This is a genomic window from Kitasatospora sp. NPDC092286 (assembly GCF_044755565.1).
Taxonomy (GTDB): Bacteria; Actinomycetota; Actinomycetes; order Streptomycetales; family Streptomycetaceae; genus Kitasatospora.
Window position 1 is genome coordinate 1 of record NZ_JBIVRD010000070.1, and the last position, 24,046, is coordinate 24,046.

Here is a 24,046-nt window from a genome sequence, read left to right on the forward strand (position 1 = left end):
GCGTAGGTGAGGCCCTTGAGGGTGATCAGCGAGCGGATCACGGCCTCGCGGTAGGGGCCCTGGTAGGTGCACTGGCCGGCCCACTCGTGCCAGAAGTCGGTGGTGGCGTCGAGCATCTCCTCGGCGTCCGGGGCCTTCGGGGCCTCCAGGTGGGAGGCCTGCCAGGTGAGCGCGAAGGCGATCCGCTCACCGGCGGTGACGGTGAAGTCGGCGTAGGTGGTGAGGTCGCGGCCGTAGGTCTCGGCCTCGCCGTCCAGCCACACCGAGTCGGGGCCGGCCACGGCGACGGTGCGGTGGCCGCCGTCGGCCTGCTCGACCCGGTGCACCCAGGGCACGATCCGGCCGTAGCTGAACCGCATCCGCAGCGCCGAGCGCATCCGGACGGTGCCGGAGACGCCCTCGACGATCCGGATCATCTGGGGGACGGAGTCGCGGCCGGCCAGCGGGCGCGGCGGCATGAAGTCGATCACCCGGACGGTGCCGCCCTGGGAGTCCCACTCCTGCTCCAGGACGAGCGAGTCGCCCCGGTAGCGGCGCCGGTCGGCGGGGACGGCCGGCGCGGCGGCGGTGGCCGGGGGCATCCGTAGTCCGCCGGTGCCGGCGAAGCGGACGGGCGGGACGGCTGGTGCGGCGGCCGGGGCGGGTAGGTCGACGGCCATCACCTCGGCCGGCCCGATCCGCCAGAAGCCGTGTTCATCGGTGCCGAGCAGGCCGGCGAACACGGCCGGCGAGTCGAAACGGGGCAGGCAGAGCCAGTCCACTGCTCCGTCCCTGCTGACCAGGGCGGCGGTCTGCATGTCCCCGATGAGTGCGTAGTCCTCGATACGGCCGGCCACGTGGATCTCCAGTTCGCAATGTGGTCACGACGCATCGGCGATCCGAGGAGAGCGAGCGGTCTGCGGGGCCGGGTGGTCACCCCGGGACGTCCGGCCCGCCGGGGGGTGGTGGCGGGCCTTGCTGGAGTGTCCGCGCGGGGCTCGGTCGAGTCCCTGGGTGGGTGGAAGAAGCTGGATTACGGGGAGGTCCGGTCGCGCATCGGGGACCGAGAGGTGTCCTGACCCTCCCACGCCCTCCGCGTGCTCTTGCTGTCGGCGATGCGTCCGTGCAGCTTACGACGGACGAAAGGGGCGAAGCACGCGGACGCCGCCTCGTGTGGCGCCACAATTCGGCGGAAATGCCGTGCATCGCGGCGGCTCGGCACAGGATGGCTCGGAAGGATCACCTCCGGATGACCCGTCCGGAGGGGCCCTGATGGCCCGGGAGAGAGCCCCGGAGTGGCCCGCTTCGGCCGGTGGTGCGACCGGTGTGAAAAGTGCGCCGGGTGGTGCGCCGGTGGTACGCCGCAGGTGCGCTCCCCGGGCGACCCGGGCGGGCCGGAACGCGTCCCGGCCGGGTCACTGTTACCCTGGTATCCCGTGGACCGGTGGGATCAAACGCCCCGGACCAGCCGAACCGACGACCCTCCGAGTGCCGTGCACCACACCGCACTCCCGTCGGCAGGCGACCCGCGAGCCTCCCGCCCACGTCACCTTCGACACGCGACCCACGGGAGCCCCCTCTTGGCACAGCCCCATTCCGGCAAGGCATCGAACGGCCGCGCCGTGACGACCAAGCACCTCTTCGTCACCGGGGGTGTCGCCTCTTCTCTCGGCAAGGGCCTCACCGCCTCCAGCCTGGGCGCACTGCTCAAGGCCCGCGGCCTGCGCGTGACGATGCAGAAGCTCGACCCCTACCTCAACGTGGACCCGGGCACCATGAACCCGTTCCAGCACGGTGAGGTGTTCGTCACCGACGACGGGGCCGAGACCGACCTGGACATCGGTCACTACGAGCGCTTCCTGGACACCAACCTGCACGGCTCGGCGAACGTCACCACCGGCCAGGTGTACTCGACCGTCATCGCCAAGGAGCGCCGCGGCGAGTACCTGGGCGACACCGTCCAGGTCATCCCGCACATCACCAACGAGATCAAGTCCCGGATCCGCCGGATGGCGACCGAGGACGTCGACGTGGTGATCACCGAGGTCGGCGGCACCGTCGGCGACATCGAGTCGCTGCCGTTCCTGGAGGCGGTCCGCCAGGTCCGCCACGAGGTCGGCCGGGACAACGTCTTCTTCGTGCACGTCTCCCTGCTGCCCTACATCGGCCCCTCCGGCGAGCTGAAGACCAAGCCGACCCAGCACTCGGTGGCCGCGCTGCGCAACATCGGCATCCAGCCGGACGCCATCGTGCTGCGCGCCGACCGCGAGGTCCCGCAGGCCATCAAGCGCAAGATCTCGCTGATGTGCGACGTGGACGAGGAGGCCGTGGTCGCGGCCATCGACGCCAAGTCGATCTACGACATCCCCAAGGTGCTGCACGGCGAGGGCCTGGACGCGTACGTGGTGCGCCGTCTCGACCTGCCGTTCCGCGACGTGGACTGGACCACCTGGGACGACCTGCTGCGCCGCGTGCACGAGCCGCAGCACATCGTGAAGGTCGCCCTGGTCGGCAAGTACATCGACCTGCCGGACGCCTACCTGTCGGTGACCGAGGCGCTGCGCGCCGGCGGTTTCGCCAACAACGCGCGGGTCGAGATCAAGTGGGTGACCTCGGACGACTGCACCACGCCCGAGGGCGCGCAGGAGCACCTCGGCGATGTGGACGCGATCTGCATCCCCGGCGGCTTCGGCGACCGCGGCGTGGACGGCAAGGTCTCCGCGATCACCTACGCCCGGGAGAACCGGATCCCGCTGCTCGGCCTCTGCCTCGGTCTGCAGTGCGTGGTCATCGAGGCCGCCCGCAACCTGGCCGGCCTGCCCGAGGCCAACTCCACCGAGTTCGACGCGGCCGCCAAGCACCCGGTCATCTCCACCATGGCCGAGCAGCTGGCGATCGTCGACGGCAAGGGCGACCTGGGCGGCACCATGCGTCTGGGCCTGTACCCGGCCAAGCTCGCGGAGGGCTCGATCGTCCGTGAGGTGTACGGCGGCGAGCAGTACGTCGAGGAGCGTCACCGCCACCGCTACGAGGTCAACAACGCCTACCGCGCGGACCTGGAGAAGACCGGCCTGGTCTTCTCGGGCCTCTCGCCCAAGGGCGACCTGGTCGAGTACGTCGAGTACCCGCGCGAGGTGCACCCCTACCTGGTGGCCACCCAGGCCCACCCGGAGCTGAAGTCCCGCCCGACCCGCCCGCACCCGCTCTTCGCGGGGCTGGTGAAGGCCGCCATCGAGATCAAGACGGCCGCGAAGTAGCGCACGCGCAGTAGCGCAGTAGTTCCGAGGTGTTTCACCGGACGGCGGCCCCGCGATTCCTGCGGGGCCGCCGTCCGGCGTTAGATTGTGTCGTACTGACGAAAAGGGGAGACCGATGGACGACCAGCAGCAGCCGCGGATCCGCGATGTGGCCGAGGAGTGGGAGGTCCGGGCCAGCGGGACGCCGTTCCAGGGCCGGGTCACCGGGGTGCGCACCGACGAGGTCCGGATGCCCGACGGCAGCTGGGCCCGCCGCGACTACCAGACCCACCCCGGCTCGGTCTCCGTCCTCGCCCTGGACGACCGGCAGCGGGTGCTGATCCTGCGCCAGTACCGCCACCCCGTCCGCCAGCGCCTCTGGGAGCTGCCGGCCGGCCTGCTGGACGTCCCCGGCGAGAACCCGCTGCACGCCGCGCAGCGGGAGCTGTACGAGGAGGCGCACTGCGCGGCCGGCAGCTGGCGGGTGCTGGTCGACTTCTACACCTCGCCCGGCGGCACCGACGAGGCGGTGCGGCTCTTCCTGGCCACCGACCTCTCCGAGGCCGAGGGCGAGCGCTACGAGGCGCACGGGGAGGAGCTGGAGATCGAGGTCGCCCGGGTGCCGGTCGCCGAGCTGATCCGGCTGATCCAGGCCGGCGAGCTGCACAACCCCACGCTGATCACCGGCACCCTCGCCGTGCACGCCGCGCTCACCGGCCCCGGCGGGCTGGACGCGCTGCGCCCGGCCGACTCGCCGTGGCCGGCCCGGCCGTTCCGGGCATGAGCGGACGGCTTTCGCACGCCCAGTTGATCCGCCGGGGTGATTTACCGGTTCGTACGACCGGATGGCACCTCGGCTGAGCCGGACGCTCGAACTACGCTTCGCAGACAGGGCGCCCGTCCCGGGCCGCCTTCGCTGAGCGCTGGGTGACGTCGGGAGTGGCACGGGTGGCGAGGAAGACGGCGACGATGGACGCGGGGCCCGGCGCGCCCGCCGAGGGGGCCCCCTCGCTGCACCGGCTGCCCGCCGGGCCCGCGCTGTTCGTCGGCCGGCGGGCCGAACTGGCCGCGCTGCGGGCCGCCGCCGCCCGCCCGGCGGAGGGCCGCAGCACCGTCCTGGTGCTGGCCGGCCGCCCCGGCTCCGGCCGTACCACCCTGGCCGTCCGGTTCGCCGTCACCGTCGCCGCCGACTACCCCGACGGCGTGCTGTTCGCCCGGCTGTCCGCGCCCGACGGCGGCCGGGTGCCGCCCGCCCGGGCCGCCCGCCGGCTGCTGGAGCAGCTGGGCGCGGACGTCGCCGCCGTCCCGCTGCCCGGCGCCGCCGCGGACGGCCGGGACGAACCGGCCTGTGTCGCGCTGCGCGAGGCGCTGGCCGGGCGGCGGGTCCTGCTGCTGCTGGACGACGTGCGGGACGCCGGACAGCTGTGGCCGCTGCTCGCCGACGAGCCCGGCTGCCTGGTCCTCGCCACCACGGCGGGACCGCTCACCGGCATCGAGGACATCGACCCGGTGATCCTCGGCGGCCTCGACCGGCAGGCCTCCGGCGAGCTGCTCGGCGACCTGGTCGGCGGCACCCGGATCGGCTGCGACCCGGTCGGCGGGGTCGATCTCGCCGAGACCTGTGGCTCCCGGCCGGCCGCGCTGCGGCTGATGGCCGGATGGCTGCGGGGCAACCCCGAGGCGGCCGTCACGGACGCGGCGCAGGAGCTGGCCAGGGTGGTGGGGGAGGAGGACCCGAAGGCGGACCGGTCGGCGGACCGGCAGCCGGACGCGCGGTCGGATCCGCGGTCCGAGGTGGAGCCGGAGAAGAAGACGGAGCAGCGGCCCGAGCGGGCCGGGCGGTCGGTGACCGGGGTCAAGGGCGGCCGACGGGCAGCGGCCGACGGGCGGGCCGGCCGGGGAAGGCGGACGGAGGCCAGGGGCGGCGGGAGCGGTGGCGGTCACGGTGCCGGGCAGGCCGTGGGGAGCTCCGCCGGGAAGACGGCCGCGCCGGAGACCGCCACGCCGCCCGCAGCGGCCCCGGCGGCCGGCCCGGCGGACTGGGTGAAGCCGGGCCCGGCGCCCGCCGAGCCCGTTCCCGTCCCCGACAACGACCCGCTGATCGGCGCGTTCACCCTGCTGTACGCGACGCTGCCGGCCGCCCAGGCGCGGCTCCTGCGCGCGCTCACCCTCGCGCCCGCCCAGACCGCCGACCTGCGGACCGCCTCCGCCCTGGTGGGCTGCCCGGCTCCGGAGGCGGCCGCGATGCTGGCCGCGCTGGCCGAGCTGGAACTGCTCGGCGAGGAGCCGCCCGCCGCCGACGGAACCCCCCGCTACCGGGTGCCCGGCCGGCTCCACCCCCGGCTGGTCCGGCTGCGCGAGCGGGAGGACCGGCCCGCCGAGATCGAGCTGGCCCGGGCCCGGCTGCTGGAGCGGCTCGTCCGGCTCACCGACTCCGCCCGCGCGCTGCTCGACCCGGCCGGCGGTCCCGGCCCCGACCCGCTGCCCGGCCCGTTGCGGCTGCGCTCCGCCGACCACGCCCGGCAGTGGCTGCTCGGCGAGCGGGACCAACTGCTCGGTGCCGTCGCCGACGCGATCGGCCAGGGCGACCTGGACGGCTCGGCCGGCCGGCTGGTCACCGCCCTGCTGCGGGCCCTGCCGCTGACCGAAGGCGCCGCGCCCGCCGACCTCTACCAGCTGCACGAACTGGTGCTGACGGTGGCCGAGCGGCACGGCAAGGCCCGGCGGGCGGCCGCCGCGCTGCTCAACCTGGGCGACCTGCAGGCCGCGGCCGGCTGCTGGGAGCGGGCCGTCACCCATTACCGGGCCGCCCTGGAGCACGCCAGGGCGGCCGATGACGAGGCCGCCTGCGCCCGGGCCCTGGAGGGCGCGGCCGGCTGTCACCGGGCGCTCGGCGACGCGGTGCGGGCGGCGGACTGGTACGGCCGGGCGCTCGGCCTGCGGCAGTCGATGGGGGACCAGCCCGCCGAGGCCAGACTGCTCGCCCGGGTGGCCGAGGCACACACCGCGCAGCGCCGTTTCGAGGAGGCCGAGCGGGAGTACCGGGCCTCGCTCGTGGTGCTGCGCAGGCTGGGCGACGAGCGCGGCCGGGCGGCCGTCGGTGCCGCCCTGGCGGACCTGCGGGAACGCTTCGACAGCGGGTGGTAGCCGGAGCTTCGGGAGTATTGTCGAATATGCCCGGTTGGGGTGCATTTGGCGGGAAGATCACTGGGGAAGCCTACGAACCTGCCAATGTGTCCGGCAGATTTATTCACTTTGGAAGGCTGACACGCCGCCTGGGCTTCATTACACTCGAACTCAGCGCGCAGAAGTCTGTGCCCCGGTGTCGTCCGGCGGCTTCCCCCTATGCGCGTCGCCCGCCGGTCTTCTCCGGTAGGGACCCCCATGGCAAGAGGACGTGTTTAGCCGTGAAGGTCGGCATCCCCCGCGAGGTCAAGAACCACGAGTACCGCGTGGCCATCACGCCCGCCGGCGTGCATGAGCTGGTCCGCAACGGACACGAGGTCTACGTCGAGGACAACGCCGGCGTCGGCTCCTCGATCCCCAACGAGGAGTACGTGGCCGCCGGTGCCACCATCCTCCCCACCGCCGACGAGGTGTGGGCCACCGCCGACCTGCTGCTGAAGGTCAAGGAGCCCATCGCCGAGGAGTACCACCGTCTGCGCAAGGGCCAGACCGTCTTCACGTACCTGCACCTGGCGGCCGACCGCGCCGGTACCGACGCGCTGATCGCCTCCGGCACCACCGCCATCGCGTACGAGACCGTGCAGCTCGCCAACGGCGCCCTGCCGCTGCTCGCCCCGATGTCCGAGGTCGCGGGCCGGCTGGCCCCGCAGGTCGGCTCGTACCACCTGATGCGCCCGGCCGGCGGCCGCGGCGTGCTGCCCGGCGGCGTGCCCGGCACCCACCCGGCGAAGGCCGTCGTCATCGGCGGTGGCGTCTCCGGCTGGCACGCGGCCACCATCGCCATCGGCATGGGCTACGAGGTGACCCTGCTCGACCGCGACATCAACAAGCTGCGCGAGGCCGACAAGGTCTTCGGCACCAAGATCAAGGCCATCGCCTCCAACGCCTTCGAGCTGGAGAAGGCCGTGCTGGAGGCCGACCTGGTGATCGGCGCCGTGCTGATCCCGGGCGCCAAGGCCCCGAAGCTCGTCACCAACGAGCTGGTCTCCCGCATGAAGCCGGGCTCCGTGCTCGTCGACATCGCCATCGACCAGGGCGGCTGCTTCGAGGACTCGCACGCCACCACGCACGCCGACCCGACCTTCAAGGTCCACAACTCGGTCTTCTACTGCGTGGCGAACATGCCGGGCGCCGTCCCGAACACCTCCACCTACGCGCTGACCAACGCCACGCTGCCCTACATCGTGGAGCTGGCCAACCGTGGCTGGAAGGAGGCGCTGCGCCGTGACCCGGCCCTGGCCAAGGGTCTGAACGTGCACGAGGGCCAGATCACCTTCGGCGCCGTCGCCGAGGCCTTCGGCCTGGAGTCCGTCTCCCTGGAGACCGTGCTCGCCTGATCGTCTCACCCCGGCCCGGGGCGGTGCGTGCCCTCGTCGGCGCCCCGCTCCGGGCCGGGCCGCCCCCGCGGGGCGGCCCGTTGGCCCCCGACCCGCTCCCCTCGGGCCGGGGGCTTCGCCGTGCCCGCGAACGGACGGTGGCCCGGGTGGGTCGCTCTGTCGTCAATTTCTGTGGGTCACGTCACCCGCCCCCGGAAACGTTAGAGTCAGGGGCCCGCCCATCCCTTGACAGAGGGTTGCCCGATAGTCGACACATCCGGCCCACTACCGTGGATTGTGTTGCTGCGAACGCCTTGAACGGCCTAGAGTCGCAAACCGTCGGCATGCTGCCACGCTGACGAATCGACATAGAGTCCTGGATGCCCAAGGAGGTAAGACGACTTGTGAATGAGTCGACATTTGCTCCCGGGGGTGGTCAGCCAGGACTGGCGGAGCACGCCGCCGGACTGCCGAGTGAGGAGCCCGGGGCCCGGCAGGCCACCGTGGGCTCGGCCGAGGTCGGCTCGGTCGCTCTCCGTACTTTCGAAGCACGCCAGACCACAGCACAGGTGACCACGGTGACCGACTACGACGCCGATCTGCCGGCCCACGGCCTGGCCTACGGCGAGTTCGCCTACGGCGCCTACGACGACCCGGACGCCGAGTACGAGCCGGACCCGGAGTACGCCGCCACGCTGGCCCCCGACGCCGCGCGCCAGCGCCGCGAGCGGGTCGGCCCGACCGGCCGGCCGCTGCCGTACTTCCCGATCCCCGCGCCGGTCGCCGAGCACGGCCCCGCGCAGATCATCGCGATGTGCAACCAGAAGGGCGGCGTCGGCAAGACCACGTCGACCATCAACCTGGGCGCCGCGCTGGCCGAGTACGGCCGCCGGGTGCTGCTCGTCGACTTCGACCCGCAGGGCGCGCTCTCGGTCGGCCTCGGCGTCAACCCGATGGAGCTCGACGTCACCGTCTACAACCTGCTCATGGAGCGCGGGCTGACGGCCGATGAGGTGCTGCTCAAGACGGCCGTGCCGGGCATGGACCTGCTGCCGTCCAACATCGACCTCTCCGCCGCCGAGGTGCAGCTGGTCAGCGAGGTGGCCCGGGAGTCCGCGCTGGCGCGCGCCCTGAAGCCGCTGCTGCCCGACTACGACTACGTCATCATCGACTGCCAGCCCTCGCTGGGCCTGTTGACGGTGAATGCGCTGACGGCCGCTCACAGCGTGATCGTCCCGCTGGAGTGCGAGTTCTTCGCCCTGCGCGGTGTCGCGCTGCTCACCGAGACCATCGAGAAGGTCTGCGAGCGGCTCAACCCCGAGCTGCGCCTGGACGGCATCCTGGCCACCATGTACGACTCGCGCACCGTGCACAGCCGTGAGGTGCTGGCGCGGGTCGTCGAGGCGTTCGGCGACCACGTCTTCCACACCGTCATCGGGCGGACCGTGCGCTTCCCGGAGACCACCGTCGCCGGCGAGCCGATCACGACGTACGCGACCAACTCGGTCGGTGCCGCCGCCTACCGCCAGCTCGCCAGGGAGGTGCTCGACCGGTGCCGCCCCGCCGAGTGAGTCTCCCGGGTGCCGACGAGCTGTTCCGGACCACCGGCGGGATGGCGCTGTCGCCGTCCCTCGCGCCGCGTCCGGCCGCCGAGGCGCCCAGACCGGAGACCGCGCGGGCCGTCAACGGTACGGACGGTGCCGAGGGCGCCGAGGGCACCGGCGAGGCCGGGCAGCCGCACGAGTACCAGCAGCAGCCGGCCGCGGCCGGAAACCGGGCCGGGACCGCCGGGCCGGGGGCCGTGGTGCCGGCGCCTTCGCAGCCGGCCGGTGCGCAGACCGCGCCGGGCGGCCGGACCGCCGCCGCTCCGGCGCAGCGCCAGCACACCGGTGCCGCCGAGGAGCAGGCCGGGACCGCCGGGCGCTCCCGGGCACGCGGCCGTGCCCCGCGCCGCCCCACCGGGCGGGAACGGCACGACGAGAAGATCACCGTGTACGTGTCCGCGGAGGAGCTCATGGATCTTGAGCACACCCGTCTGGTCCTGCGCGGCGAGCACGGCCTGGCCGTGGACCGCGGCCGGATCGTCCGGGAGGCCATCGCGGTGGTGCTGGCGGACCTGGAGCAGCGCGGTGAGGCCAGCATCCTGGTACGGCGGCTGCGCGGCCGCTGAGCGGCGTCCGAGGGGCGTCCGGGGGGTGCCGGACGGCGCGCCGGGCGGGACCGAGCGGCGCGGGCCCGGGCCGGCCGGGCGCGTCCTGTGCATCGCGCGCGGCGTGTCGGCGGCACCGGCGGGGGGCGGGCGGCCCGGCCGGGTGAAGATGGACCGTCATGCCGAGCACCGCCGAACCGCCCGCCGCCGCTGGGACCTCCGTCGCCGTGGGGACCGCCGCCGCCGATGAGCCGCAGGGCGGCTTCCGGGTGCGGCTGGAGAACTTCGAAGGCCCCTTCGACCTGCTGCTGAGCCTGATCACCAAGCACCGGCTGGACGTCACCGAGGTGGCGCTGGCCACCGTCACCGACGAGTTCATGACGCACATCCGCGCCATGGGCCCGGACTGGGACCTGGACGCCGCGACCGAGTTCCTGGTGGTCGCCGCCACCCTGCTCGACCTCAAGGCCGCCCGGCTGCTGCCCGCCGCCGAGGTCGAGGACGAGGAGGACCTCGCCCTGCTGGAGGCCCGCGACCTGCTCTTCGCCCGCCTGCTGCAGTACCGGGCGTACAAGCGGGCGGCGGCCGTGTTCGGCGAGCGCTGGGCGGCCGAACTGCTCCGACACCCCAGGACCGCCGGCCTGGAGCCCCGGCACGCGGCGCTGCTGCCCGAGGTGGTGATCACCATCGGCACCGAGCGGTTCGCGCAACTGGCGGCCAGGGCGATGACGCCCAGGCCCGAGCCGGTGGTCTACGTGGACCACATCCACACCCCGCCGGTCAGCGTGCGCGAGCAGGCGGGGCTGGTGGCCGGGCTGCTCGGCGAACTCGGGGAGGCGTCGTTCCAGCAGCTGGTCGCGGACGCGCCGGACACCCTGGTGGTGGTCGCCCGTTTCCTGGCGCTGCTGGAGCTGTACCGGGAGCGGGTGCTCGCCTTCGAGCAGCCGGAGGCGCTGGGCGAGCTGCTGGTGCGGTGGGTGGCCGAGGCGGACCGGGGCGAGGTCGAGGTGACGGACGAGTTCGACCGGCCGGCGGGCGAGCGGAAGGAGGACGGGCGCTGATGGACGGCGGTCTGGAGAGCGGGGGCGTGGAGAACGGGGGCCCGGAGGCCGGCGTTCAGGAGGCCGGGGCTTCGGAAGGGGGCGGGCGGCCGGCGCGGCGGCCGCTCGGCCTGCCGGGGCGGCCGCGGGCCGAGGAGTGGCTGGAACCGGCCCCGCTGCCGGTGGTGCCCGGGCCCTCGGCCGCCCCGGCCGTCGGACCCGGGGTACGCACACCGGAGGCGGCGGGCCGGGTCGTGCACCAGAAGTCGGCCCCGCCGACTTTCTGTGACGGCGGTGACGGTCGTGACGGCGGCGGCACGGGGGAGGGTTTCGGACTCAAGGCCGAGCTGGAGGCGATCCTGATGGTCGTGGACGAGCCGACCGGGGAGGCCCACCTGGCGTCCGTCCTGGAACGGCCCCGGGCCGAGGTGGCGGCGGTGCTGCGCGAGCTGGCGGCCGAATACACCGCCCAGGGCCGGGGCTTCGACCTGCGCCTGGTGGCCGGCGGCTGGCGGTTCTACACCCGGGCCGAGTGCGCGCCCGCCGTGGACCGCTTCGTCCTGGACGGCCGGCAGGCCCGGCTGACCCAGGCCGCGCTGGAGACTCTGGCGGTCGTCGCCTACCGTCAGCCGGTGTCCAGATCGCGGGTCTCCGCCGTCCGCGGTGTGAACTGTGACGGCGTGATGCGTACCCTGGTACAGCGAGGACTGGTGGAAGAGGCCGGATCCGAGCCCGAAACAGGTGCGATCCTGTATCGGACGACGAACTACTTCCTGGAACGGATGGGGCTCCGCGGCCTGGACGAGCTGCCGGAGCTCGCTCCCTTCCTGCCCGAGGTCGACGACGTGGAAGCGGAGTCCCTGGAGGGCACGATGATCGCGGAGGCGGTCGCCGCCGCGCAGGCCGCGGACGGCAGAGGCGAGGCCGATCGGGCTGCGCCTGATCGGCAGGGGGCGGTGAGGTCGGCCGAAACGACCGCACATCCCAGACGGAACGACGTACGGACACTTTGATGCGTAGCAGTGGCAACGGCAGGAACAGCAGTGGCGGCGGAAGCGGCCGCGGCGGACAGGGCGGGGGCCGGGGCGGCGGCTCCCACGGGGGCGGCTCCGGCCGCGGCGGCTCGGGCTCGTACGGCGGTGGCTCGGGCTCCTCGCGGGGTGGCTCGGGTTCGTACGGCGGTGGCTCGCGTGACGGGTCCGGCTCGTACGGTGGCGGTTCGGGCTCCTCGCGGGGTGGCTCGGGTTCGTACGGCGGTGGTTCGGGCTCCTCGCGCGGTGGCTCGGGTTCGTACGGCGGTGGCTCGGGCTCCTCGCGGGGCGGCTCCGGCTCGTACGGTGGCGGCTCGCGTGGTGGCTCGGGTTCGTACGGCGGCGGCTCCGGTTCGCGCGGTGGCTCCGGCTCGTACGGGCGGGACGACCGGCGCGACAGCCGTCGGGACGACCGGCGCGACGACCGCCGGGACGACCGGCGCGACGACCGCCGGTACCCCGACCGCCCGCTGCGGCCCGAGGAGCGGCGCTACGACCGCCCCGAGTACGGCGGCGGCCCCAACGCCACCCCCGCGCGCGGCGGTTTCACCGGGCGACGCCCCGGCCCGGCCCCGCGCCCGCGCCGCGAGGGCCAGGGTGCCCCGGGCGACCCGCGCCGCCAGCCCCAGCGCTCCCGCGAGCTCCAGGCCAAGATCGAGGACGCCGTCCTCGCCCGGCACGACAAGCCGGCCGTGAAGCTGCCCAAGACCTTCGGCGAGCCCGAGGGCGAGCGGCTGCAGAAGGTGCTGGCCCGGGCCGGCATCGGCAGCCGTCGGGCCTGTGAGGAGCTGATCGAGCAGGGCCGGGTCGAGGTCAACGGCAAGCTCGTGACCGAGCAGGGCAAGCGGGTCGACCCGCAGAAGGACGAGATCAAGGTGGACGGCCTGACCGTCGCCACCCAGTCCTACCTGTTCTTCGCGCTCAACAAGCCGGCCGGCGTGGTCTCCACCATGGAGGACCCGGACGGCCGCCAGTGCCTCGGCGACTACGTGACCAACCGGGAGACCCGCCTCTTCCACGTCGGCCGCCTGGACACCGAGACCGAGGGCATCATCCTGCTCACCAACCACGGCGAGCTGGCCCACCGCCTCACCCACCCCCGGTACGGCGTGACCAAGACCTACCTGGCCGCCATCCAGGGCCCGATCCCGCGTGACCTGGGCAAGCAGCTCGCCCAGGGCGTCGAGCTGGAGGACGGCTTCGCCCGCGCCGACAGCTTCAAGGTGATCTCCAACGTCGGCAAGAACTACCTGGTCGAGGTGACCCTGCACGAGGGTCGCAAGCACATCGTCCGCCGGATGCTGGCCGAGGTCGGCTTCCCGGTCGAGAAGCTGGTGCGCACCCACTTCGGCCCGATCGCGCTGGGCGACCAGAAGTCGGGCTGGCTGCGCCGGCTGACCAACCCCGAGGTCGGCCAGCTGATGCACGAGGTCGGCCTGTAGGGCCACCCGCCCGCCGGATCGTGAGGGTCCCCCGCCACTCGGCGGGGGGCCCTCACGCCGTTCGGCGGGGTCCCGCTGTGAACCCGGCCGCACCGCCGGTCACCGCCTTGTCAGCGTGATGATCCGTGGCCGAGGATTGCCACCTGACCACGACCCGCCGAGTGGCGGGACTGCGCCATCCGCGGCGCGGGTGCGAGGCGAACGGGGGAGCGGCGTCGTGTCCGATGCACCACTCAGCGCACTGGGACTGGCCGCGCCGGACGGACAGGTCTACGCGGCGCTGGTGGCCAATCCGCAGTCGACGGCGGAGGACCTGGCCGGCGCCTGCGGCCTGACGCTCCAGCAGAGCGTCCGCGCACTGGACCGGCTGGCGCAGCAGGGCATGGCGACCCGGGCACCGGTGGACCGCCACCGCTTCCTGCCGGTGGCCCCCGACGTAGCGATAGGCACCCTGATCGGCCACCGCGAGTCCGAACTGCGCCACGCCCGGGCCGAGATGCACCGTCTGATGGACGCCTTCCGGGAGGCCTCGCGCTACACCGACCCGGCGCACTCGGTCGAGGTGCTGACCGGTGGCGAGGCGATCGCGCAGCGGCTGGAGCACATCACGGAGACCAGCCAGTACCAGGTCCGCGGCTTCGACTGCCCCCCGTACATCCAGGACCCGGTGGCCGGCATCCCGTTGCAGCGCCAGCGGATGACCGAGGGGCTGCGGTTCCGGACGATCTACGACCGGGAGGCGGTGGCCTGGCCGGGCCGGCTGGAGAAGAACATCCTGGCCGGTGTCGCGGACGGCGAGGAGGCGAGGGTCCGGCCGGTCCTGCCGATGAAGATGGTCATCTCGGACGACCGGATGGCGATCATCCCGATCAGCGTCGGCGACAGCGTCCTCGACGCCGCCTATGTGATCCACCCCTCCGCGCTGCTCCAGGCGCTGGACACGCTCTTCGAGGCGGAGTGGGAGCGTGCGGTGCAGCTCCAGGCGGCGATCGGCGCCGACGAGGGGGCGCTGGAGCCGGAGGCCGACCACCGCAAGCTGCTCGGCCTGCTGGCGGCCGGCCTCACCGACGAGTCGATCGCCCGCTCGCTCGGCTGGAGCGCCCGGACCACCCAGCGCCGGCTGCAGAGCCTGATGCGCGCGCTGGGCGCCACCACCCGCTTCCAGGCGGGCATGGCGGCCCGGGAGCGGGGCTGGCTGTAGGGCGCGTCCAGGCGGGACCGGGGCGGCGGGGCTCAGCTCCAGGGGGTGAGGCTCTCCCAGCGGCCGTCCGGGCCGCGTTCGACCTTCTCCAGGCCGACCACGGCGGTCCGGTTCAGCCGTCCGTAGATGTGCGGGAACAACACGCCGGGGGTGGCCCCTGGCGGCGGTGCGCCGTGCGGGGCCTCCCACCTGACCATCGGTTCCACCAGCGACTCCTCGATCAGCAGCACCATCAGCGGACCGGGGGTGTCGGCAAAGAAGGCGTTGGCCACCGCGAGTGCCGTCTGCTCGTCCGCCGAGCAGTGGATGAACCCGTCGGTGAGCAGCGAGGCGGTGGCGTACGGCCGGCCGGGGTCGGTCAGCCAGTCGTCCAGGGGGGCGAGGTGCAGGATCATGTACCTGTTCTACCTGAACGCCCGTCACGGCGGGGGTTCGCGCGGGATGTCACAGGCCCGCCACCCTGGCGGTCGCCGACACCTCGTACACCAGCGTGACCGTCCGCCGCGCGCCCGGGCCGAGCGGCAGGTCCCAGCGGACGATGCCGTCGGCGTCGAAGGCGTCCGGCGGGGGGGAGCAGTCCTCCTTGCGCAGCCGCACCTCCACCGCCGACACCTCGGAGACCGGCACCCGCTCGCGCACCGCGACCAGCTGCTCGTCGCGCTCCTCCGGCCCGGAGAAGCGTGAGATGTGCAGCCGTACCGTCCGGGTGGTCACCGAACGCTGGGAGAGGCCCGCGGTGGCCTGCCGCTCCTCGGTCTCGCGGACCACCCGGTAGCCGTCCGAACTGCCGAACGCCAGCTCGGCGTCGGCGCCCGCCGCCGTGAAGGGCAGCTCGCCCCGGCCGGTGAAGCCGCTGCCGCGGACCAGCTCCACCGGTCCGGCGAGCAGCGCGTGCCCGGCCGCGTTGCGGAACCGGACCACCTGGGTGACCAGTGGAGACAGCTCCGGCGCGCACGCGTACTCGCTGCTCGCCGGCACCGTGAAGCCGCTCAGCGGCACCCGGTGCGCCCGGCCGTCGGAGGGGACGGTGGCCGGCGCGGGCGCGCGCAGCACCCGGACCTCGCCTCCGTCGTCCACGCCCGGCACCGCCTCGGACGGGCCGAGGGCGGCGACCGCCTCCTCGCGCAGCTCGACCGCGACGGTGCGCCGCTCCTCGGCGCCGCGCTCGCGCAGCGTCAGCACGTCCTCGGCGAGCGCGGGCGGCTGGGTGGCCAGCGCGGAGCGGGCGGTGGAGAGGGTGAGCCGGACGCCCGTCCAGTCCTCGCCGGTGCGCTGCCAGACCACCGCCTCCGACTCCAGGCGCAGACCGCCGTCGGCCAGGGCGGCCCGGTAGGACGGCCGCCAGAGGGCGCACGGCACCAGGTGGCTGACGGTCAGCCGGACCGGGCCCGCGGCCCGCGCCTCGACGGTGAGTTCGAGGTGGGCGACCAGGTCGGCCGGTTCCTCCTCGGCCTCGTCGAGCGCGATCCGGGCCAGGGACCGCTCCTCCTCCAGCTCGCGCAGCCGGGAGCGGGTGGCGCGCAGTTCCTCGCCGTAGCGCTCGCGCTCGGCGTCCACCCGGTCCAGCTCGCGCGCCCAGCGGGCCCGCTCGACCTCGCCGGCGCCGGCGCCCTCGCCGATCTCGCGCAGCAGGTCCGCGCTGAGCTGGGCGAGCAGGGCCAGCCGAGCCTCCAGCCGGTCGTGCGACCGGTCCTCGTGGCGGGCCCGTTCGTCGAGCTCGTGGACGCGCCGGCGCAGCTCGGAGTCGCCCGGGCCCGGCGGCAGCGGGGCGTGCGGGGTCCAGGCACGCACGACGCGGGCGTCCAGCACCCGGGCGCCGCCACCGGCTCCGGTGGACCCGGCCGGTCCGGTGGCCTCGGCGCGCAGGGTGCGGTCGACCGTGAGCGCGGTGACCGGGCCGAGGCGCAGCCGCTGCACACCGGCGGCGAGTTCGACGGTGGCGGTGCGCTCGACCTGGCTGCGGTCCTCCAGACAGGTGACAGCGGTGACGGGGAGGGGGATCGTGCTGGTGCTCATCGTTCAGTTCCTCCGGTTTCCGCCGACGATGGCCTTTCCGGCCGGGATTCTGATCTGGTAGCCGCCGTCGAGCTCGGCCCGGCCGCCCGGCGGCAGCTCGACCCGCCAGAGCCGGGTGCTCGGCGGGCAGTCCGGCGAGGACACCGCCGGCGCGTGCCAGTCGGCCCGCTCCTCGATCCTGATCTCGGCGTCGGACGCGACCGGCACGCGCTCGCGGACCTCCACGGTGACGGTGTGGCCGAGCCGGTTCGCCAGCTCCACGTGCACCCGGTGGTCGAGCACGGTGCTGCTGTTCAGCATGCCCGTGGTGGACTCGCGCAGCTCGGTGCGGCGCGCCACCTCGATGCTCTCGGTGACGCCGGTGCCGAGCCGGCGCAGGCCGCCCGGCGCGAGGGTGGGCAGGGCGGCGGTCAGCAGGAACTCGTCGTCGACGGTGACCTCGACGGGACCGGCCAGGACGGCCCGGTCGGTCCGGTTCGCGATCACCAGCGTGCCGTACACCTTCTCCTCGACGGAGGGGACGGTGACGTACTCGGGGCGGACGCTCACCGGGATCTCGTCGATCGTGACGGTGTGCCAGGTGCCGTCGGACGGGATGTCGGCGGGCGCGGCGGCGTCGAAGCGGTGGTCGAAGGAGCCGGCCGAGACGCGGGGCGGTACGGCGTGGCGGGGGAGCGGGAGGGGCGGCAGGGCGGCGCCGGTCCGCTCGAACGAGGTTCTGGGGGCGGGCGGGCGGAGGATGCCACGGCGGGCGGCGGGTTCGTCGGGGCCGGCCAGGACGAGGGAGGGGTAGTCGAGGAGCGCGGCGTCGGGGGCGGGGGGTGCTTCGGGGGATCCGGGGGTGTCGGCGGTGCTGGTGCTGGTGGCGTTGGTGGATCCGGCGGCTTTGGCGGCGCCGGGGCCGGGGGCCGCGCCGCCCGCCCTGGCCCGGCGGGCGAGGACCGGCGCCGGGGCCGGTCCTCCCGGCTGGGGCAGGGGCGGCGACGGGGGCGCGCCGTAGCCGGCGAAGCCCGGGGGCGGCGGGAGCGGCTCGTCGGCGGACAGGACGCCTCCGAAGCGGGGCCCGCCGGGAGCGGCCGGGGCGACGGGGGCGGCAGCGGCGACAGGGGCCGCGAGGAACGGGGGTGTGGCGGCCGCGACGGCGAGCGGGCCCCGTCGGCGCGGCTCGGGGCGCGGGCCCGGCGCGTCGTAGCCGGTGAACAGGTCGGCCAGGCCCGCCGGGGGCTCGCGCCAGCCGGAGGGCGGCGGGGCGGGCTGGCTGCGGCCGATCCGCAGCGAGCGCAGCCGGGGCAGGTCGGTGCGCCGTTCCAGGTCGGCGGTGGAGAGGGCGAGGCGCACGCCCGTCCAGTCCTCGCCGGTCTGCTGGGCCACCGAGGCGCGCAGGACCAGCCGTCCGGTGTCGGACCCCTGCCGGTACGACAGGCGGTAGGCGGGCACCCAGCGGGCGGCCGGGACGCCGTACTCCACCTCGATGTGGAGGTCGGTGGTGTTCGCGGTGGTGCTGTCGGCGGTGTCGGCGGGCGTTTCGTCGGGCGTGGTGGGGGTGGTGAGGGTGAGCAGGACGGTCGCGGAGGTCTCCACGGGCCGGGCCGGGTCGGCCGTCGAGGCACGCTCCAGCCGGTCGGTGAGCACCTCGGTGCGGTGCTCGGCGAGTTCGAGCTCCCGGGTGAGCGCCTCGGCCCGCCGGTGCAGCCCGGCCAGCCGCTCGTCGACGAAGTCGGCCAGCTCCAGCCAGGCGTCCGCCGGTGTCCGGCGATGCGGGTCGCCGTGCCGCCGCTGCGGTGGCACGGCGCGCAGCGAGGCCGTCTCGGCGATGGCGGTGAGGACCAGCCGGTGCCGCTCGCGGACGGCGCTCTCGCTCTCCCGGGCATCGTTCAACTCGCTTCGAAGATCAGGGAGTTCGGCGGTCGTACGGAGCTCTGCGACCGGTTCGAGCCGGGCCTCGGTGACGGCGGTGCCCGGGGGAGCGTCGAGCACCCTGGCCCGCAGCGTACGGCCGTCGAGCACCCGGGGCAGTCCGGTCAGCCGAAGCCGCCCGCCCGGCGGCACGGCCACCCGGGCCCGACGGCGGCAGACCGCGCCGACCGCGTAGACCACCACCGAGTCGAGCACGGACGGATGGGCCGGGACCGCCGGGCCCGGGTGGTGCCGTCCGTCGCCGGGCCCGTTGTCCTGTCCGGTGTCCGGTCCGTTGTCCCGCCCGTCGCCGTCGTACGGCTTGTCGTCCGTGCTTCGCCGATCGTCCACCCGCCAACCCCTTCGCTTCCGTTCGCGTCGCTCGCGCCGCGCCACCCTTGGGCGGCCAGTCTGCCCCGCCGTGGCACGGGCGGCTCCGGATTTCGCCGTGCGCGGCGTGTGGGAGGACGGGCCCGGCGGCGGGGTGGTTGCGGCGGCGACAAGTGGCCCGTGATGGCCGCAGGGCTCGTGGGGATGCGAGAGGATGGGGCAGCACGTCCAGGCCAGCCCCCCGTGAGGAGAGCCACCCCGCCATGCGCACTGCCGCCGTCGTCGGTACCGGACTCATCGGCACCTCCGCCGCGCTCGCCCTGACCGGCCGCGGGCTGACCGTCCATCTGGAGGACGCCGACCCGGACGCGGCCCGGACCGCCGCCTCGCTCGGCGCCGGCATCACCGAACCCGCCGACGGACCGGTGGACCTGGCGATCATCGCGGTCCCGCCCGCGCTGGTCGGCAGGGTGCTGGCCGACTGCCAGCGCCGGGGCCTGGCCCGCTGCTACACCGATGTCGCCAGCGTCAAGGCCGGCCCGCGGGCCGAGGTGGCCGCGCTCGGCCTCGACACCGTCCACTACATCGGCAGCCATCCGATGGCCGGCCGCGAGCGCTCCGGTCCGCTGGCCGCCCGCGCCGACCTGTTCGAGGGGCGGCCCTGGGTGCTGACCCCCACCGCCGACACCGACACCGAGACGCTCAACGCCGTCCTGGAACTGGTGGCGCTCTGCGGCGCGATGCCGATCGTGATGGACGCCGCCGCGCACGACCGCGCCGTCGCCCTGGTCTCGCACGCCCCGCAGCTGCTCTCCTCGCTGGTCGCCGCCCGGCTGGAGCACGCCGACGAGACGGCCATAAGGCTCTCCGGCCAGGGCGTCCGGGACGTCACCCGGATCGCCGCCTCCAACCCCGGGATGTGGATCGACATCCTCTCCGCCAACGCGGGCGCGGTCGCCGACATCCTGGAGGAGGTCGCCGTCGACCTCGGCGACACCGTCACCGCCCTGCGTGCCCTGGAGGCCGCCGAAGAGGGCGAGCGGCATGCGGGCGCGGCCGGCATCGAGGCCGTGATGCGCCGGGGCAACACCGGTCAGGCCCGCATCCCCGGCAAGCACGGTTCGCCGCCCACCCGCTACGAGACCGTCGCGGTGGTCCTCGGCGACCAGCCCGGCGAGCTGGGCCGCCTCTTCGGCGAGGTCGGCGCGGCCGGGGTCAACATCGAGGACGTCGACATCGAGCACTCCACCGGCCAGCAGGTCGGCTTCGTCCAGCTGTCGGTCGCCCCGGCGGCGGTGAAGCCGCTGACGGTCGCGCTGCGGGCCAGCGGGTGGAGCGTCCGGGACTGAGCGAGGCGCTTCGCCTCCGGGTGGTCGAGGGTCGGGGCGGCCGCGGGCCGAACGCCGGTGGGGGACGGGGAATGATCATCGATGTGCCGCTCGCCGAGGGCGAGCCGGGCGACGTACGCGAGCTGGCCGCCGTCGGCAACGACGGGTTCCTGGCGGCGGTGGTGGGCGGCGGGTTCCGCATCCACCACCGGAGCACGGCGACGCTGCTGGACACCGCGCGCCCTCGGCACGACCCCGCCGAGGGCGAACCGAGCTGGAGCCTGCTGGTGCGGGCGGCCCATCTGGCGTTCGCCGGGCACCTGCCGCTCAGCCTGTCGCCGGACGTGCTCTGGTACGCCGTCGTCCACGAGATCGCCGTGCATCTGCGGCTCAACGCCGAGCAGTACGCCGGGCTGTTCACGAGGACGCCGGGCGAGCGGTCGACCATCACGGTCCGGGACGACAGCCTGCTCGGCCCCGATCCCGACTGGGCCCGTTCGATCCGCCTGGTCCGCGAACCGCTGGAGCAGGCGCTCGGGGCGGAGACCGTGGAGCTGTTCCAGCCGTCCTTCTCCACGACCACACCCGACGACGTGTCGGCCGCGCTGGTCGCGCTGATGGACGTGGTCAGCCCGTACTACGAGTTCCGCTGGGAATCGCTGTGCGGCATCCCGAGCATCCGGCTGGAGGGCACGGCGGAGGACTGGCGGCTGCTGGCGTCGCGGGTGGGCGAGCTGGAGCAGTGGTTCGACGGGCTGCGCCCGTGGTTCGCGGACCTGCGGCCGGTGCTGGACACCATCGCCCGGGCGGCGGCGGGCGAGGTGGACGAGGAGTTCTGGCGCTCGCTGTACACATGGGAGTCGATGTCCGGCGGGGACTTCGTCTCCGGCTGGATCACGGCGTTCTTCGCCCACACCCAGACGCCCGACGGGCCCCGGCCGAGGGAGACCTTCGGCTGGCGCGGTCGGCAGGACCGTCGGCGACGCCGGCGCGTCCGGCCGGACGGCCGGACGGATCGGCCGGTGAGGTTTCTGGAGAACGACTTCCCGTCGCACGTCTCCAAGGTCCCGTTCCAGTGGGAGCGGCCGGGCGGCATTCGTGCCATGGCCTTCGTGGCCGGGATACTCGGAGTGGAGCGGGACGGGGAGTTCGTCCGGCCGAGGCTCGGGCATGCGGTGCTGGAGATCGACCGGGCCGGGGTCTGACGCGGCCGGACCGGGGTCTGGCGCCGGTCCATTAACCTTGAGGGAGACATTCCCAGGTTTCCGGTTCCCGGCTGCCGGTTTCCTTCCGGCTTCCGTCCCGTTGACATGCTTCAGGCTTCAGGCCTTAGAGAGAGGTTCGCCCGTGGACACTGCCGACCGAGCGCACGCCCCGGTCGTCGTCGCCATCGACGGACCCTCCGGCTCCGGCAAGTCGACCGTCTCGCGGGCGGTCGCCGCCAGGCTGGGCCTGAGCTTCCTGGACACCGGCGCCATGTACCGGGCGATGACCTGGTGGATGCTGGCCAACGGGGTCGACGTGGACGACCCGGAGGCCGTGGCCGTCGCCTGCGGAAAGCCGGTGATCGTCTCCGGCACGGACGCGGACGGCCCGACCATCACGGTCGACGGTCGGGACGTCTCCGGCCCGATCCGCGGTCCCGAGGTGACGGCGCAGGTCAGCGCGGTGTCCGCGGTGCCGGCGGTGCGCTCGCGACTGGTCGAGCTGCAGCGCGGCTGCGCCCGGGTCGCCGAGCGCGGCATAGTCACCGAGGGCCGGGACATGGGGACCGTGGTGTTCCCGGACGCCACCGTCAAGATCTTCCTGACCGCCTCGGAGACGGCCCGCGCCGAGCGGCGGGCGGCCGAGCTGCGGGCGAAGGGCGTGGACGAGGCGACCATCACCGCGATGGCCGCCGACCTGGCCCGCCGGGACGCGGCCGACTCCTCGCGGAAGACGGCCCCGCTGACCCAGGCCGCGGACGCGGTGCTGGTGGACACCAGCGAGCTCACCCTGGAACAGGTGATCGGCACGATCACCGCGCTGGTGGAGGAGCGGGCCGGGCTGTCCGCGGTCTGAGCAGGGCGTTGGAACGTCCCGGGCGTCGAGTCGTCCCGGGACATGGATCATCCGGGCGTTGGTTCGTCCGGCCGGTGCCGTGGTGGCACCTTCACTGAAGTACTCGCGCTGCCCCGATCGGGCAGGTACGCACGGCGCGCCCCTGGGAAGGGCCGGGCCGGGAAACGGAAAACACGAACATGACCGCAGAGCACTCCACCACCGGCCACGGTGAGCTGGACGCCGCCGAGTACGCCGAGTTCATGGCGCTCGCCGCCGAGGAGGGGTTCGACCCCGAGGACGTCGACGGCCTCGGTGACGCCGACCACGCGCCGCTGCCGGTGCTGGCCGTCGTCGGCCGCCCGAACGTCGGCAAGTCGACCCTGGTGAACCGCATCATCGGCCGCCGTGAGGCCGTCGTCGAGGACAAGCCGGGTGTCACCCGGGACCGCGTCAGCTACGAGGCCAGCTGGAACGGCCGCCGCTTCAAGGTCGTCGACACCGGCGGCTGGGAGATCGACGTCCTCGGGATCGACGCCATGGTGGCGGCGCAGGCCGAGCTGGGCATCGAGACCGCCGACGCGGTGCTGTTCGTCGTCGACGCCACCGTCGGTGCCACGGACACCGACGAGGCCCTGATCAAGATCATCCGCCGGGCCGGCAAGCCGACCGTGCTCTGCGCCAACAAGGTCGACGGCCAGTCCACCGAGGCCGAGGCCGCGTACCTCTGGTCGCTCGGTCTGGGCGAGCCGTACGCCGTCTCCGCCCTGCACGGCCGCGGCTCCGGCGACCTGCTCGACGCCGTCATGGCCGCTCTGCCCGAGGCCCCGCCGCAGACCTTCGGCGACGCCGTGCTCGGCGGCCCGCGCCGGGTCGCGCTGATCGGCCGCCCCAACGTGGGCAAGTCCAGCCTGCTCAACAAGGTCGCCGGCGAGGAGCGGGTGGTCGTCAACGAGCTGGCCGGCACCACCCGTGACCCGGTCGACGAGATGATCGAACTCGGCGGCAAGACCTGGAAGTTCGTCGACACGGCCGGTATCCGCCGCCGCGTCCACCTGACCGCCGGCGCCGACTTCTACGCCTCGCTGCGCACCTCCGCCGCGCTGGAGAAGGCCGAGGTCGCGGTCGTCCTGGTCGACGCCAGCGAGAGCCTGGCCGAGCAGGACACGCGGATCATCTCGATGGCCGTCGAAGCCGGTCGCGCCGTCGTGATCGCCTACAACAAGTGGGACCAGCTGGACGAGGAGCGCCGCTACTACCTGGAGCGCGAGATCGAGCGCGACCTCGTCCAGGTGCAGTGGGCCCCCCGGGTCAACGTCTCGGCCAAGACCGGCCGGCACATGGAGAAGCTCGTCCCGGCGATCGAGACCGCGCTGGCGGGCTGGGAGACCCGTATCCCGACGGCCCGGCTGAACGCCTTCCTCGGCGAGCTGGTCGCCGCGCACCCGCACCCGATCCGGGGCGGCAAGCAGCCGCGCATCCTGTTCGGCACCCAGGCGGGCACCCGTCCGCCGCGCTTCGTCCTGTTCGCCTCGGGCTTCCTGGAGGCCGGGTACCGCCGGTTCGTCGAGCGCCGGCTGCGTGAGGAGTTCGGCTTCGTCGGGACGCCGATCTCGATCTCGGTCCGGGTGCGGGAGAAGCGCAAGCGCAAGTAGTAAGCAGTCGGTCCGGCCGTGGCCACGGGTACGGCGACGGACGCGGCGCGGTGCGTACCGGTGTGTGTCGGTGCGCGTCGGAGCCGGTGAGGGCCCCGCCACTTCGGCTTGGGTTCAAGGGGTCGTCGCAACACCACTTGGTTTTAGGTGGTGAGTAGATCACGTAGACGCTCGGCTGGGGTATTCCAGCCGAGCGTCTTG

The 24,046-nt window shown here is 74.0% G+C and carries 18 protein-coding genes; 14 read left to right on the top strand and 4 right to left on the bottom strand.

Annotation, left to right across the window (positions count from 1 at the left end):
* A partial coding sequence (locus tag ACIQIB_RS37700; protein WP_400763726.1) for a glycoside hydrolase family 15 protein occupies positions 1-836 on the bottom strand: 836 nt, incomplete at its 3' end.
* A gap of 723 nt (positions 837-1,559) precedes the next feature.
* On the opposite strand from ACIQIB_RS37700, the gene ACIQIB_RS37705 reads away from it, so the two are divergent.
* The 10 genes from ACIQIB_RS37705 (at position 1,560) to ACIQIB_RS37750 (ending at position 14,580) form a co-directional block, all read left to right on the top strand.
* Complete coding sequence (locus ACIQIB_RS37705; protein ID WP_400763729.1) at positions 1,560-3,236, top strand: CTP synthase; 1,677 nt, start codon at positions 1,560-1,562, stop codon at positions 3,234-3,236.
* 115 nt (positions 3,237-3,351) lie between these two features.
* Positions 3,352-3,999 (top strand): NUDIX domain-containing protein, encoded by a 648-nt coding sequence (locus tag ACIQIB_RS37710; protein WP_400763732.1) that lies wholly within the window; start codon positions 3,352-3,354, stop codon positions 3,997-3,999.
* A gap of 164 nt (positions 4,000-4,163) precedes the next feature.
* The gene (locus ACIQIB_RS37715; protein ID WP_400763735.1) at positions 4,164-6,362 is read left to right on the top strand and encodes an AAA family ATPase; all 2,199 of its coding nucleotides are present in this window, start codon (positions 4,164-4,166) and stop codon (positions 6,360-6,362) included.
* 260 nt (positions 6,363-6,622) lie between these two features.
* Positions 6,623-7,738 (top strand): alanine dehydrogenase, encoded by a 1,116-nt coding sequence (gene ald / locus ACIQIB_RS37720; RefSeq protein ID WP_363613313.1) that lies wholly within the window; start codon positions 6,623-6,625, stop codon positions 7,736-7,738.
* Positions 7,739-8,220: 482 nt separating this feature from the next.
* Positions 8,221-9,288, top strand: a complete 1,068-nt coding sequence (locus ACIQIB_RS37725; protein ID WP_400659699.1) for a ParA family protein — start codon at positions 8,221-8,223, stop codon at positions 9,286-9,288.
* Between the two features lie 41 nt (positions 9,289-9,329).
* Entirely contained in the window at positions 9,330-9,887 is a 558-nt protein-coding gene (locus tag ACIQIB_RS37730) for a hypothetical protein (RefSeq protein ID WP_400763751.1), read from the top strand.
* 158 nt (positions 9,888-10,045) lie between these two features.
* Positions 10,046-10,927, top strand: coding sequence for a segregation/condensation protein A (locus tag ACIQIB_RS37735; RefSeq protein WP_363613319.1), 882 nt, complete (start codon positions 10,046-10,048; stop codon positions 10,925-10,927).
* Positions 10,928-11,253: 326 nt separating this feature from the next.
* Complete coding sequence (scpB, locus tag ACIQIB_RS37740; RefSeq protein WP_363613345.1) at positions 11,254-11,919, top strand: SMC-Scp complex subunit ScpB; 666 nt, start codon at positions 11,254-11,256, stop codon at positions 11,917-11,919.
* The gene (locus ACIQIB_RS37745; RefSeq protein WP_400763738.1) at positions 11,919-13,379 is read left to right on the top strand and encodes a pseudouridine synthase; all 1,461 of its coding nucleotides are present in this window, start codon (positions 11,919-11,921) and stop codon (positions 13,377-13,379) included. The genes scpB and ACIQIB_RS37745 overlap by 1 nt, the downstream gene beginning before the upstream one ends.
* 217 nt (positions 13,380-13,596) lie before the next feature.
* Positions 13,597-14,580, top strand: coding sequence for a helix-turn-helix domain-containing protein (locus ACIQIB_RS37750; RefSeq protein ID WP_363613323.1), 984 nt, complete (start codon positions 13,597-13,599; stop codon positions 14,578-14,580).
* Positions 14,581-14,612: 32 nt separating this feature from the next.
* Here ACIQIB_RS37750 and ACIQIB_RS37755 read toward each other — a convergent pair whose 3' ends face one another.
* Genes ACIQIB_RS37755 through ACIQIB_RS37765 form a run of 3 tightly spaced genes read right to left on the bottom strand, consistent with a single transcriptional unit; the run spans position 14,613 to position 18,843 of the window.
* Positions 14,613-14,975: a DUF952 domain-containing protein gene (locus ACIQIB_RS37755; protein WP_363613325.1), complete on the bottom strand. Its 363-nt coding sequence runs from the start codon at positions 14,973-14,975 to the stop codon at positions 14,613-14,615.
* A 49-nt stretch (positions 14,976-15,024) separates the two neighbouring features.
* Positions 15,025-16,596, bottom strand: a complete 1,572-nt coding sequence (locus ACIQIB_RS37760; protein ID WP_400763741.1) for a mucoidy inhibitor MuiA family protein — start codon at positions 16,594-16,596, stop codon at positions 15,025-15,027.
* Positions 16,597-16,599: 3 nt separating this feature from the next.
* On the bottom strand, positions 16,600-18,843 hold the full coding sequence (locus ACIQIB_RS37765; protein WP_400763744.1) for a DUF4139 domain-containing protein: 2,244 nt from the start codon (positions 18,841-18,843) through the stop codon (positions 16,600-16,602).
* Between the two features lie 242 nt (positions 18,844-19,085).
* Between ACIQIB_RS37765 and ACIQIB_RS37770 the strand changes: the two genes are divergently transcribed.
* The 4 genes from ACIQIB_RS37770 (at position 19,086) to der (ending at position 23,845) form a co-directional block, all read left to right on the top strand.
* Positions 19,086-20,171, top strand: coding sequence for a prephenate dehydrogenase (locus tag ACIQIB_RS37770; protein WP_400659689.1), 1,086 nt, complete (start codon positions 19,086-19,088; stop codon positions 20,169-20,171).
* Between the two features lie 71 nt (positions 20,172-20,242).
* Positions 20,243-21,355 carry a DUF4419 domain-containing protein gene (locus tag ACIQIB_RS37775; RefSeq protein ID WP_400763747.1) on the top strand — a complete coding sequence of 371 codons (1,113 nt, stop codon included), beginning with the start codon at positions 20,243-20,245 and terminating at the stop codon, positions 21,353-21,355.
* A gap of 142 nt (positions 21,356-21,497) precedes the next feature.
* On the top strand, positions 21,498-22,211 hold the full coding sequence (cmk, locus tag ACIQIB_RS37780; protein ID WP_363613335.1) for a (d)CMP kinase: 714 nt from the start codon (positions 21,498-21,500) through the stop codon (positions 22,209-22,211).
* Positions 22,212-22,390: 179 nt separating this feature from the next.
* Positions 22,391-23,845, top strand: coding sequence for a ribosome biogenesis GTPase Der (gene der / locus ACIQIB_RS37785; RefSeq protein WP_363613337.1), 1,455 nt, complete (start codon positions 22,391-22,393; stop codon positions 23,843-23,845).
* Positions 23,846-24,046 lie beyond the last annotated feature (201 nt).